General features: G+C 43.2%; 6 protein-coding genes. 4 read left to right on the forward strand and 2 right to left on the reverse strand.

Annotated elements, in window-relative coordinates:
- The first annotated feature begins 192 nt into the window (after positions 1–192).
- From QZ574_RS02945 to QZ574_RS02960, 4 genes are all read left to right on the forward strand, one after another.
- Complete coding sequence (locus QZ574_RS02945) at positions 193–1,839, forward strand: glycoside hydrolase family 43 protein (RefSeq protein WP_297086605.1); 1,647 nt, start codon at positions 193–195, stop codon at positions 1,837–1,839.
- Between the two features lie 6 nt (positions 1,840–1,845).
- Positions 1,846–3,483 (forward strand): glycoside hydrolase family 43 protein, encoded by a 1,638-nt coding sequence (locus QZ574_RS02950; protein WP_297086607.1) that lies wholly within the window; start codon positions 1,846–1,848, stop codon positions 3,481–3,483.
- An 83-nt stretch (positions 3,484–3,566) separates the two neighbouring features.
- Positions 3,567–5,081 (forward strand): alpha-L-fucosidase, encoded by a 1,515-nt coding sequence (locus tag QZ574_RS02955; RefSeq protein WP_297086609.1) that lies wholly within the window; start codon positions 3,567–3,569, stop codon positions 5,079–5,081.
- A gap of 12 nt (positions 5,082–5,093) precedes the next feature.
- Entirely contained in the window at positions 5,094–8,942 is a 3,849-nt protein-coding gene (locus QZ574_RS02960) for an Ig-like domain-containing protein (RefSeq protein WP_297086611.1), read from the forward strand.
- Positions 8,943–9,006: 64 nt separating this feature from the next.
- Here the strand turns inward: QZ574_RS02960 and QZ574_RS02965 are convergent, their stop codons facing one another.
- Together QZ574_RS02965 and QZ574_RS02970 are read right to left on the reverse strand one after the other, a co-directional pair.
- Positions 9,007–12,177, reverse strand: a complete 3,171-nt coding sequence (locus QZ574_RS02965; protein WP_297086614.1) for a chondroitinase family polysaccharide lyase — start codon at positions 12,175–12,177, stop codon at positions 9,007–9,009.
- Between the two features lie 184 nt (positions 12,178–12,361).
- Entirely contained in the window at positions 12,362–13,888 is a 1,527-nt protein-coding gene (locus tag QZ574_RS02970; protein ID WP_297086616.1) for a sulfatase, read from the reverse strand.
- Positions 13,889–14,025 lie beyond the last annotated feature (137 nt).

Genomic DNA, 14,025 nt, shown 5'->3' on the forward strand with positions numbered 1-14,025 from the left:
CTTAACTTTGAAAATTATTGAAGTCAAAAAGTGGAATGTAGAATAAATCGGAAAATACAGTTTCATGAAATGAGCAGGAGAAATGATTCATACCAATCGGAAACGAATATAATTCAAGCGAAACAACGTTCAATGGAGCGCAGTGGAGTTAATTCCATGTGTTTTCGTTAAAAAACAAACAATTATAAACACATGAAAAATATTTTTATTGTTTTTTGTATTGTAGCGATAAGTTTTGGCAAAGATATATTTGCTCAACATGCACCCGGTAGCTTCAAAAATCCAATCGTTTCAGGTTTTCATTCCGACCCATCGATTTGCAGGGTTGGTGATACGTATTATATGACCCATCCAACTTTGGAATGGTTCCCTGCACTGCCAATTATGAGAAGCAAAGATTTGGTGAACTGGGAGAAAATAGGTCATGCCATTCACCGTGTCGACCAGATGAATTTTCCCGATGGGCTTGACAATTCTTTGGGAATGTTTGCGCCAAGTATCCGCCATCATAACGGTATTTTTTATGTGGTTTGTACCTGCGTGGGCTGTAAAGGCAATTTTATCGTTACGGCAGCAAATCCCGGGGGACCATGGTCTGACCCGATTTGGGTAAACGTACAATGGTGTATCGACCCCTGTTTATTTTGGGATGACGATGGTAGAAGCTATTTTCTGGCTGCCGGCATTGTAAATGGCAATAAAAACAAGTGGCCCGGAATTAATGGTGTTTTTATGGCCGAAATCAATTTGGAAAATGGAGAGCTGTTAAGCGAGCCAAAACAGCTTACCCACGGTCATGCTTCAAATGCACAGTGGACAGAAGGACCTCGTTTGTTTAAAATTGATGGAGAATATTTGTTGATGGTTGCCGAAGGAGGAACCAATGAATACCATGCCATTACGGTTTTTAACAGCAAAACGCTTTGGGGGCCTTACGTTCCGAACCATGCCAACCCGGTGTTAACACATCGTCATTTAGGTTACACTTACCCAATTGTTAAAACGGGGCATGGCGATTTGGTACAAACGCAAAATGGCGATTGGTGGGCAGTTCAGCATGCGAAAAGGCCAATAAACGGTTATTCGGTTTTATGCCGCGAAACGTTTTTGGCCGAGGTTGAAATGACAAAACAGGAGTCGGGAATTACGCCCATTTACAATCCGGGCATTGGCTTGTTGCAACCGGAGCAAAAGCGCCCCGATTTGCCCTGGACACCTGTTCCCAAATTAAAGGAACGAGATAATTTTGAGTCAGATAAATTGGGATTGGAATGGATTTGTTTACGTTCGCCACTTGAGAAATGGCATAAACTGGATGATGGGAAGTTGGTTCTTAATTTACGCCCACAGGTTCTCGATAGTTTGGTAAACCCGTCTTTTTGGGCACAGCGCATTCGTTCGCATCATTTTGAAATCAGCACCGAACTTGAATTTCAAACAGAGAAAGAAAACGAGTGCGCCGGGTTGGTCGTTTATCGTAAATCGAGTACGCATTATCAATTGCTAAAAACGAAAGATGAAATTCTACTCATAAAAACCGTTGCGAAAGATGAAATTGGCACCGAATCTTTTAAAGAAATTATAGCCACTGTTCCATTCAACCAAAACAAAGTTTACCTGAAAGTAAGCGGCAAAGGTTTGGATTTGCAGTTTTATTTTGGAGCCTCGCCCGAAAACATGAAACCCATTGGCGAAGCACAGGATTTTTCAATTGTTAGCGATGAAATTGCGGGCCGCTTTAACGGAACAGTTGCCGGTATTTATGCCACATCAAATGGGAAACCAAGCACAAATACAGCTTCTTTTGAATATTTTGAAAACAAACAGCTTACTAAATAAATGTTTATGAACAACAAGTATATCCTTTTTATATTAGCTTTCTTATTCTCCCTAAATCTTTTTGGACAGAAAGCTCCCGAGAATTATAAAAATCCTATTCTTCCAGGCTTTTATCCCGACCCATCCATTTGCCGTGTTGGCGATACTTACTACATGGTAAATTCGAGTTTTGAGTGGTGGCCAGGGCTGCCCATTCATAAAAGTAAGGACCTGGTGAACTGGGAAAAAATCGGGTATGGATTGCATCGCCCCGACCAGATTGTTTACGAAGATGGCTTAAGAAATTCAAACGGGATTTTTGCGCCAACCATCCGTTACCACGAGGGCACTTTTTACATTATTACAACCATGGTGGGGCAAAAAGGAAATTTTATCATCACCGCAAAAGACCCGGCCGGCCCATGGAGCGACCCAATGTGGATAAAAGACGCACCGGGTATCGACCCGTCATTGTTTTGGGACGACGATGGTAAATGTTACTACACCGGAGCCGGAGTAGTGGATGGAACACAAGGCGAATGGCCCGGGAAAAATGGCATTTGGATGCAGGAAATCGACCCGGATAAAGGCATTCTGTTTGGCGAAAAGAAACAACTGACTTATGGTCATGCGTCCAATGCTCGTTGGGCAGAGGGGCCGCACTTGTTTAGAATTAATGGCGAATACCTCTTGCTAATTGGTGAAGGTGGAACCGGCGAATACCACGCGGTTACTGTTTTTAACAGTAAAAATCTGTGGGGCCCCTACATCCCAAATCATGCCAACCCGGTGATGACACACCGTCACCTGGGGAAAACACACTCCATTGGGCAAACCGGACATGCAGATTTGGTGCAAACACAAAACGGCGACTGGTGGAGTGTAATGCTGGCAAAACGCCATGTGGATGGTTTTGTAACCCTTGCCCGCGAAACTTTTTTGGCAAAGGTGATTATGACACAACAAGAAAGTGGTGTAACCCCAATTTTTAATCCGGGTTTAGGTTTGTTGCAGAAAGAACAAAAACGCCCTGATTTGCCCTGGACGCTTGTTCCTGAGATTCCGCAACGCGACGATTTTAGTGCTGAAAAGCTGGGCTTGCAGTGGAATTTCCTGCGATCGCCACGATACCAATGGTACTCGCTTAACAACGGACAGCTAAAACTTGAACTTAGGCCCGGGCAGGTAACGGAGTTAGTAAATCCATCATTTATTGCGCAACGTACCCGCCATTTTAATTATCGGGCAACAACAAAACTTCAGTTTAAAACAAAAAAGGAGAATGAAAAAGCAGGCCTTGTAATTTATCGCCGGCATGGAAATAACTATCAACTGCTAAAAGCAAAAGAAAAAGTAGAGTTGGTAAAAGCTTTTCAAAAAGACAATAAAGGTGAATTTATTCCTGAAATTTTGGCCACTGTACCTTATAAAAACGAAGGGGTTGTGTTAAGCGCCAAAGTAGATGGTTTAAAAGTGCAGTTCTATTTTGGCGAGTCGGAAGAAGACTTAAAATCGATTGGTGAAATTCAGGACTATACCTTGATTTCGGATGAAGTAGCCCAGCGTTTTAACGGAGTTTATGTTGGAATGTATGCCACATCGGCAGGCGAAGAAAGTAAAAATGAAGCGGTATTTGACTGGTTTGAGTTAAATGGGAATGATTAGTAAAAACACCCCCAACTATTAAACTTTTTCCCCTCTTGAAAAATTGGGGAAGATTGTAGTTTTGAAAAAAGAAAATTCAGAAAATGGTTCGATTAATTTTAGTTATTATTCTGGTTCAGTTGGTGAGCGTAACAAGTGCACAAAAAAAGTATGACCCTACCTGGGAATCGCTTTTGCAATACGAAATTCCGCAATGGTATAAAGATGCCAAATTCGGTATTTTTATCCACTGGGGGCCTACAACAGTCCCGGCAAACGGTGCCGAGTGGTATGGCTTTCATATGTGGAACGAGGGTGAAGTGGATGCGTTGGGGAATCCGGCCAAGCAACCATCAAGTGCTTACAAATATCATGTCGAGAATTTTGGCAAGCCTGAAGATTACGGTTATACCAAATTTATTCCGGAGTTTAAGGCCGAAGATTTTAATGCCAAAGAATGGATTGATCTGTTTGTTGAGGCGGGTGCAAAATATGTAGTGCCGGTTGGAGAACATTGCGATGGATTTGCCATGTATAATTCGAAAATAACGCGGTGGAATGCAGTGAACATGGGACCGAAAACTGATATTGTTGGAGAGCTTTTTTCTGAGGCGCGAAAGCAAGGGCTGAAAGTGGGCACATCGTCGCATTACGCTTATGGCTGGCATTGGTGGACTTACAAAGACAAATTTGAAACCACCGACCCTGAGCTGGAAGATTTTTACTGGAAAGCCCATGACCGTTGGGAGCCGGCCACCAAAGAGTGGGTAGAAAACTGGTACAACAGAACCATGGATATGATGGAAAGTTACCAGCCCGATTTGCTGTGGTTCGACCTGGGTTTTTGCGAACCTGCCTACGAAGAAGCACGCAAAAAAATTCTGGCTAACTATTACAATCAAGGCCTCAAAAATAATCAGGAAGTAGTGTTGAATTACAAAAATATTAAATGGAAACCGGTGCCTGACGGTGCTGCGGTTTTAGATTTGGAAAGCGGAAAACTGGACCGGATAAGAAGCGAAGTTTGGCAAACCGATATGAGTTTGGGTGGCTGGCGCTGGGGGTACTGCGAACCCTACGAAATGCGCTCGCCCAATAAGTACCTGCAGGATTTGATTGACATTGTGAGTAAAAATGGGGTACTTTTATTAAACGTTGCACCTAATAAACATGGTGTTATTCCCAATGACCAGCAAGCTATTCTTCGCGAAATGGGAAGCTGGCTAAAAACAAATGGCGAGGGCATTTACGAAACGGTTCCGTTTACGGTTTTTGGGCAGGGGCCAAGCAATGCCGAAATGCGCTTGCATGCCAATATTCACGAAAAAGGATTTACGCCAAACGATTTTCGTTACACCCAAAAAGGACAAAACATTTATGCCTTTTGGTTGGAACAGGACGAACGAAAAGTTGTTGAACTGGATGCTTTAGGTGCCGAAGACCGAATTATAAACGACCCTATCGTAAAAGTTACTTTGTTGGGGTGCAATGAAGAAATAAAGTGGATTCAGCAAAATAATGAACTGGTAATTGAAGTTCCAAAGTCCTTTAAGTCAAAAAATCCACTTTGTTTTAAAATTGAATTAAAAGAAATACCAAGTGACATATTTGGTTTGTAGAGAAGATTTGAAATGAAGAATTTAATTACATTTTTATTTTTAGCCCTCACGTTAAGCGTTAACGCACAATCAAATCTAATTCCTGATGGAAGTTTTGAAGAAGGCGTAATTGATGGAGATAACAGCGCTTATTACAAATTAAACTGGGAAACCGTTTGGCGCATTTGGCCACATATGCGTTTTGATTACGAAAGCGAAAATGTAAATAGCGGCGAGCGGGCTTTAAAACTTTCGTATGAAGTGTATACCGGCTCGGCAGAAAATTACCAACCCACTTTTCGTTGCGAAGCCTTTCCTCCGCTTGAAGATGCCAGCTATCGTTTTTCGTTTTATTATAAAACCGATACCGATCGCTCGGGCGAAACCTTCGATTTGCGTTTTAGCGAAGGTACACAGTTGGCTGGCAATCAGAATTTTGCCAATTTTTCGGTGCCCATCGAGGCCGCAGCAAAAGATGGATTTGTGGAACTTGCCATTGAGTTTCAGACCGGTAAAGAAATGGCCGGCTTTTTACCTTTTATTGAAGTACCCTGGCTCGACGAAAGCGCCTGGTTTTATTTCGATGATGTAAGCCTGGTAAAAGTGGTTGATACCCCGGAAGCATGGGGCCCAACACCCGAAAACAATGCAACAGGAATAACCACTACAACAACACTGAACTGGCAGAGTGGGAAAGGTGCCATTGCTCACAATCTTTATTTTGGTACTTCAGAAAACGAACTGGAATTGCGCGGTGATAGTTTAAGCTCTAATTTTTATAACCTGGGCAACCTGGAAAACGAAACCCAATACTTTTGGCGCGTTGATGAGATAGATTCGATGGGTGTGGTGGCTACGGGCGAAGTATGGAATTTTACCACACGAACCTACTACGAGGAATACATGTACAAAGTGAAGAATGAGCGCATGGAATCGGATAGTTTGATTACCTGGAAGCAGTTTGGCCCGGGTAATTCAGGTTTTGTTAATTTCTTGCGTTACCATCCAACACTACCCGATGTGTGTATTACCTCGCCCGATATGGGAAATACCTATCAAACCAACGACAACGGAAAAAGCTGGTACACCATAAAAGACATTGATGGTGATGGCAGTTTTTACCGCTTATACGATGCTTTTTATTCAACAAAAACTGCTGCCTTTGGTATTGCCATTGAAAGTTCACGTTTGTGGACGACCAGCGACACCGGGCGCCACTGGCAAAACATTAAACACTGCCCCTGGTACGATAACGATGCCGAAGGTAACGACACCCGCTCGTGGTACCGGAAAGTGTCAGCAGTGGCCATCGACCCGGCTAACGATGATACATGGTATGTTGGGGCCGGAAACTTTTGCCGCGGGCAGCAACAGCTTTGGGGATCAACAAAAGATGCCAACGCCGAGAATCCACGGGGAGTGGATTCCAACAATATGGGGCGCATTTGGAAAACCAACGATGCCGGGGCCACCTGGGCCGAACTGACCAGCGGAATAGATGCAAAAGCGCAATTCTCGCGAATTATCGTTCATCCGGAAAACAGCAATATGGTTTTTGCAGGTTCTAATTATGGCCTGTATAAATCGGTGGATGGGGGCCAAAACTGGACCAATATTGGTGAGGGAAAATTAGATAATAACACCATCATAAACATGGATTATTACTACAATGCAGGCACCGGAAAGTTTGTGTTGTATGTTGCCGACCAGGTGCGCTACTATCCTAATGGAAGCAGTACACGTTGCGACGGGGGTATTTTTAAATCAGAAGATAATGGTAATACATGGCAAAATATCAACGGGAATATTTACCTCGATATTAACCGTTTAACAGGTGGGGTGCCCTATAACTATTACCTGTATATTGCCCGTTGGTTTGGCATTACGGTTGCTGAAGCCCAACAGCAATACCCCGTTAAACCGGTAAAAGCATTGCAATATTTTAATTCGATTAACGTAGATCCAAGCCAGGAAAATACCTTATACCTTGGTTTTTACGATGCCCAGGTGCAGCAATCCATTATTCCGGGCCGACTTTGGAAAACCACAGATGGAGGCCAAAGCTGGATTAACACGGCCCGCGATTACGCAACAGCCTGGGAAGCTGACCAAAGTTACTGGCAAGAACGCAATAACCCGGTTAGCGATAATGTAGTAACCGGCCACAAGCCAACCAATCAGCAATGGGGAGTTAACTATCCGTTGCGTTCGTTAAGGTATGCAGCCGTTAATTCGCGCGGCGATGTAATGATTTTATATGCACACAACACGCTTTTAAGTACGGATGGTGGAGCCACTTTTAACCAGGTGGACGAAACCTATACCGGCAATGGAAATATTATGGGCACTGGCAACAGTAATCTGCCCGGGCAGTGTTTGTGGCAAGACAAACGTTTAGGTGAAGGAGTTTTGTATTGCGGCTCGGGCGAGCACAACCTTTGGCGAACAACCAACGATGGAAGCAATGGTAACCAAGCTGCCAAATTTATTGAAGGTACCCAGGAAAGTGTTTTTGCAGTAACAACACATCCCTGGGATGAAAATACGGTTTATACCACTTCGATGCGCCAAAAGGATTTGGACAGGATTTTTAAATCGACTGATGGTGGCGAAAACTGGGTTGATTGGGGGAAAGCTACCGAAGCAGAAGAATGGATGCGCACCAATCATTTACGCATCGACCCGGTTAATCCGGATAACATGTATTTTGCCGTAACCGAAGTTGCCGGCTCGGGTGGCGGAAGCGGAACCGATGGCCCCGACAAAGACAAGGAAGGTGGTTTCCATAAATCAACCAATGCCGGTTTGTCGTTCGCACCAAGTAATGCAGGTATGCCTGCCAAAGTTTGGGTACGCGATATTGAATTTGACCCGCGCGATGATACGCGTGCTTCACTTTTTGTAGCAGCACCATGGAGCCAGGAGACTGGAACCCAAGGAGGTTTGTTCCATTCAACTAATCGCGGACAAAGCTGGACCGAAATACCGGTTGCCGATAATCTGGAAGGAATAAACAATGTGTGTTTCGACCACACCGGACGATTGTATGTAACAGCAGGACGGCGCGCTGCAAATGGCGATAACGGTGGTGTTTTTTACAGCGATGATTATGGTATAACCTGGACCCAAATATTTGAAGCGCCGTTTATGGATAACTTTGATGTGTCGCCATTCGACCACAACCTGTTAGTTGTGTCTCAAGGCACATTGGCAAAGAATCCCGGCATTTTTGTGAGTCGCGACCGTGGCCTTACCTGGAGTAAAAACAACCGCACAATGGGGCAACCCAATGTAATTACCCAGGTTGAATTTGATTTACACGACGAAACTACGCTTTGGCTTTCGGTAATGGGTAGTGGTTTTTATCGTGGCGATTTCCCTCAGGGTACAATATCGCGTAAAATTCGGGTTAGCCCCGGAACGGCCAAAATAAAAGTGGCTGCTACTTTACAACTGGAGCTTACTTTAAACGAAACTGCGGGGAACGTTATCTACAAATCGGCCAATGAAAGCATTGCTACTGTTACACAAGATGGTTTGGTAACCGGCCAAAAAGAGGGTGCAGTAAAAATTTGGGTAACTTCGGATGATGGCCGTTATTCGGATTTTGTGTATTTGGTGGTGAACAACATTACAAGCACAACACAGTTTGAAAAAAATGAAATTAAAGTATTCCCGAATCCGGCAATTGATAAGCTTTATTTTAGTGGCAATACCGATGATTTTCATTTTCAGTTATTTTCATCAACCGGGATGCTGGTGAAAAATATCCGAACAAATCAATCGCAGTCGGTTGATGTGTCAGATTTGTCGGGCGGACTGTATGTATTTAAAATTGTTCAGAATAATCGTATCAGTTCGGGGAAAATTATCAAAAAGTAAGAATATAGAAAGAGGGGTATTTTTAAAAAAGAGCCCCTCTTTTTTACCACAATTATCAGCTGATTTACAATTCCTTAAAAAGCACTTCGGCACTTAAACCATCTTTACACTCAAATTCAACAATAGTTTGGTTATTTGTAACTGAAATGATTCTGGCATTTTTCACTTTCGCTGTTTCCATTTCTTTCAGTTGTTTTTCTATTTTCCATTCTCCATTTAGAGTAATTTGCACCTTGTTAGGGCGGCTGGGCCAAAAGAACCATTCTTTTTCGTAAACCGAAAGCTCGGTGCGGCTTCCGTCGGGTAACAGGTCGTCTTGTCCGTCGTAAATATTTAAATCCGGATCGGCTACTGCTAAAATAAGCTGTCCCTTGCTTTCCTTTACCGCAAAAGTGGCTTGTTTGTTAATCGATGTAATCGGACCATTCTTAAAGATTAATCCAGCTTTTTTGTAAACCGCGTAAGCCGTAACTTTTTCTGAAGGTATTTTAACAATGTGTGCGTTTTCATCAGCCTGGATAACTGATACCGGCGCATTTTCAACCAGGCTATTCATTTCCTTTTCTGAAGTATTGGCGACAAGAAGGTATTGATAAGCGGCATTCTTTGGAGCTTTGCCGTGTTTGATAAAAGCACAGGCAAAATCGCCCGAAACTTCGCCTTTGTTTTGAAACTGCGGGTTGGTTTGTGTGCTTTTAATAAGCTGAAATTCTGTGTCCTTCATTGCTAAAAATCCGGTTCCCCGATTGTCAATAACCCAACTGTTTTTTGTCGCATACTTCTCAAAGGGGAAGGTGCTTACCGGGCCTTCCCACGAGGTAGTTATTTTCTCCGACTTAGCTTTTAATGCTGTTTGAAAAAGGGTGGTTTCTACATCGTAATCTGTTAAGTTGCTTGTAATATTTGTTCCGATGCAAAGTACTTTATTACCGAAGAAAAAATAGGATTTTTTGCCTGTAAAGTCTTGTAAGTTAAACTTATCGTGGCCTTTATACTGAAAGACGCTAACACCAATTCCGTAAGTGGTTGCAACGCCACCGGCAAATGCCTGGTCGCTAAACAGGTATTCACCGCCTTCATCGCGCACCTGTCCGGGGTCTGTAAGCATTTTTTCATAAGGCAAACGTACGCTGGTAACTCCCGGCCATCGGCGAAAATCGTAGCCTTCGTGCCAGTAGCCTTCTTCCGGTGTCTGGCTGTCGAGGCTTTCCGGGTACGAAACGTCAAGATAACCGTTGGCAATAAAAAGCGGGAATCCAAAATACGATTTTCCCCAGCTTTCAAAAGGATACACGTATTTTGAGTGGGTTCGCAGCACAATCATCCAGTCGTCGGCCTGACGGTTTAGGGTTACGCACGAATAGGGTAGTTGAGTGATTTGATCATAAGTGTACGGCGCAGTATTCGTCATTTGTGCGTTTGTTTTTTTCTTCCAGAAGTCGTGGTTTTCTACCCGGTCGCCTGTATACTTTTGGAGCATGTCGTTGTACAAGGCTCCCATTTCTGTATCGAAAGCTGGTGCAGAGCAGGCCAGCACAGCCGGAATGGTATAGAATTCGCGGGGCAAACCATAATTTTCAAACCGAATATTGGCAAAGGCTTTTGGTGCCATCAGGTTATCGGTAAAAAGGCAGGCCATCAGTTTTTTTGTAACTTTTTTCATGCGCTGGAAGGCTGCTTCTGTTGCGGCATATTGTGTGCCCGAAAGCAAATAGCCTGCTGCTACACCCCCATAAACCGCCCTTCCACCATAACCAAAAGCATGGCCGGCATGGTGGAAAAAAGTTCCGTCGGGTTTATAGGTTTCATCAAGTGCGTTGGCATATGCCGTAATAATATTTGAATAGTACGAACTAAAATGTTTAATGTCGCGGGCTTTCTCTGGTGAATCGGGCTGCATAAGTGCAACCAGCAATTTTTGCGGAACCAGACCTTGTATTTCGTCGGCATTGGCGGCTTTACGTCCTTTAATTTCGTACACATATTCTTCGTTATATACCTGGTTAAAAGCATAAAACCAACGACAAATTTCAATGGCTTTTTCCAGCCTGCCGTGTTTTTCCAACACATCGCGCATCAGGTAAAATGCCGGTGCCTGTTCACGAATGATGTAGGAATAATGGTGTATCCAGCCCAAACCTTCACCGGTGTCAAAACCCTGGTCAACAGCATAATCAAACAGGTTGATAAACATTTTCTCCAGTTCGGCTTTAATTGTTGGCGAGTTGGTATAGCTATATAATTTTGCCATATCCAGCAAGGTGTAGCCAAACTCTGGTCGCCATTTTTTAATTCCTTCAAATTTTTCTTTTGAAGTGCCCGGAAGCTCAGTAAAATAATCGCCAATAATCCGGTTGTAAATCAGTGGCCGGCCATAAATGGCGTCACCATCGCGGGTAATTTCAAAAGCCTCATAATCCTGCTTTATTTTTTCAATTTTGTCATCGGTGTATTTGGCTTTCTCGTGCTCCGGAAAAAAGATGTCGTTTACATTTTGTTCCAGTTTTCGAAAGTCGGCAAAGGTTTCTTCCGTTAGTGGTTCAAGCTTAAAAGTTGGTCGATACTTGCTGAATTCGTACAACAAATGCGGGTACTGAGCAACCAGTCGCGGATGCCGGTCGATTTCAGGTAGCTGTGGGTTGGCCTGCACTGTTCTGGGATTCATGGTTATGGAAGTGCCCATCATATCAAAATAAAAAGTGCCAGAGCCACTTGCCGGTGCGTTAATGGTTACGCGGTTCATCTCTTCGTTTGGAACGCCGCGCATATCGCCACGGTCGTAGCCAACAGCGCAGGTTCGCCAGCCTGTAAAATTCAGGTTGAAATCAAATTCGCAGTCTACTAACTCGTTGCGACCAAACTGAATACGTATGCGTTGCTGACTGGCTTTTTCGTTATAAATGTAGATAAAGAAACCGCGCGGTGGCTCTAATACCGGATTGCTTACAGAACCTCCATGTCCATCGGCAAGTTTCGAGAGATCAGTAACTATGGCCTGCTGATGATAGCCAATTTCTGTATTAAAAATTAGTCGGTCATTACCCTGCCATTCCCACTTCAATGCTGAATTTCCATATTTAAAACGCTTCGCATCTATTGATACTTTCCCAGTTGCTTTTAAGTAAGTTGGCAATTCTTCAAAATCTTCCATTACTTTAAACGGAGCTACTTGGGCAAACAGTTGTGTAAAAGCAAATAGGCTAAAAAATAGTAAAGTTGATATCAGGTATTTCATTTTATAGGTCTTTCGTCCTGAAAGGACAATTTATTTCAGCCCAAGGAAACACCTTGGGTACAATTGATTAATATTTAATGCGGGCTGAAAGTCCAGCTGATTTTAGTTGCCCTTGCAGGGTGCAGTTTATTTATTATCAATGCCCCGGTCGTTGCCCGGGGCTGAATTAAATAAGGCTTTCAGCCTATTCGTTATAGTTCAAAAAATCCGAACAAATGTTTTCGGTGTACCATTTGTCGTTGGTCGATTTAAGCAGGTGTTCTAATTCTGTTTTTAATTCCGGGCCGTTTTTAACATTAGTAAAAGGGATGCGGTTTAGTTGGTTTGGATCTTTTATATTATCGTAACCGTAAACTTCGGTTTGGCCGTCCTCATTAAGCAAAACAACCAAAGTTTGATTGCCCGTATACACTCCGCGCGATTTATAATCGATATAGAGTGCAGCTGTGGGTTTTTTCTGGCTGCCAGGTTTCGAAATGGCGTCAGCATAGTTTGCTCCTTGCACTTCTGACGGAATTTTTTCTTCCAGGCCCACCATACCCAAAATAGTTGGCATAACATCGGGTACACTTAAAATTAAATCCTCAACACGGTGTTCTAATTTATCGCCCCATTTTACAATAAACGGAATATTAAAAGCTTCCGTTTCAGGGTAAGGTTTGCCTTGGTGTCCATGACTTCCCAACATCTCGCCATGGTCAGACGAAAAGCAAATGATGGTATTTTTATGCAGGTTTAGCTCTTCCAGTTTGTTAAGTACCATGCCAATAAAATGGTCAACGGCACTAACGTTGGCAAAATAATAAGCTGCATAATCGCCTGCTTCGTGGTCGGCATTTTTATGTGTCAGCAATTCTCCCAGCTCAACCACTCCATTGTTGGTGTATTGGTTGTAAAACTGCATGTAGGTGCTTTCTTCCGTCCACGGGTTGTGTGGCGGATTTAACGACCAAATCATAAAAAATGGTTTATCCGGATCGCGTTGCTTACGGTTGTTTTCCAGATATTCTACAATCTTTTCCGATTCAATTTCTGCTGAAAATCGTTTAGGCATATACAATTCGCCATCTTTTTTGCCCTCAATTGCTCCAGGGTCGTTCGAAAACACACGCGGGTTAAAATGCTCATCTTTCAAGGCCTGGAAAAAATAATCTATTCCATGACGATCGGGACCAGGAGGAACATAAGTGTCGTAACGGTTTAATAAATGGCCACCGGGCTCTTCCAAACTTCCCACATAATTCCCGTCTTTGTCAAAAAGTGGTTCGGTTTTTTGCCAGTGGCATTTCCCAAAATACGACACATTGTACCCCGCTTCAGCAAAAACATCGGTAATACAAACAGCATCGGTGCGCAGCTGTACTTCCCGATCGGCTCTGCAGTTGGAAGTTAAACCATTAAGGTCGGGGTACAAACCAGATAAAAGCATTCCGCGATAAGGGCTGCACAGGGGGAAATTACTTACGGCACGACTAAAAACAACACCCTGGTTGGCTAGTTTGTCCAGATTGGGTGTACTTACAGGGTCTGGTTGCCCTTGCAAATGTTTGGCATTATCGCCCTGCGACCAAAAGCCAAGACTGTAGCTTCTGAACTGATCGGGAAAAATAAAGATTACATTGGGTTGTTCTTGTCTTGTGTGTTTTTGCGAACACGATAAGAATGAAATAGTAAATAATAGGGTTACAAGTGTTAGTTTTAGGTATTGCATGTGTTTCAATTAATTTAAATGTTATTGCAAAGATATTGGATACAGGTATTTTTTTAGGTGTGTAATTGTTCAAAAAGTGGGTAGGATTATGCAGGTGAATATTGCCTTTTTGAATGTAAGTTTAAGCTGTATAGATT

The sequence above is a fragment of the uncultured Draconibacterium sp. genome (assembly GCF_913063105.1).
Classification (GTDB): domain Bacteria; phylum Bacteroidota; class Bacteroidia; order Bacteroidales; family Prolixibacteraceae; genus Draconibacterium.

Excerpts from the sequence above, each read along its gene's own strand:
- QZ574_RS02945 (WP_297086605.1), top strand. The coding sequence starts at position 193 with ATGAAAAATATTTTTATTGTTTTTTGTATTGTAGCGATAAGTTTTGGC.
- QZ574_RS02950 (WP_297086607.1), top strand. The coding sequence starts at position 1,846 with ATGAACAACAAGTATATCCTTTTTATATTAGCTTTCTTATTCTCCCTA.
- QZ574_RS02955 (WP_297086609.1), top strand. The coding sequence starts at position 3,567 with ATGGTTCGATTAATTTTAGTTATTATTCTGGTTCAGTTGGTGAGCGTA.
- QZ574_RS02960 (WP_297086611.1), top strand. The coding sequence starts at position 5,094 with ATGAAGAATTTAATTACATTTTTATTTTTAGCCCTCACGTTAAGCGTT.
- QZ574_RS02965 (WP_297086614.1), bottom strand. The coding sequence starts at position 12,177 with ATGAAATACCTGATATCAACTTTACTATTTTTTAGCCTATTTGCTTTT.
- QZ574_RS02970 (WP_297086616.1), bottom strand. The coding sequence starts at position 13,888 with ATGCAATACCTAAAACTAACACTTGTAACCCTATTATTTACTATTTCA.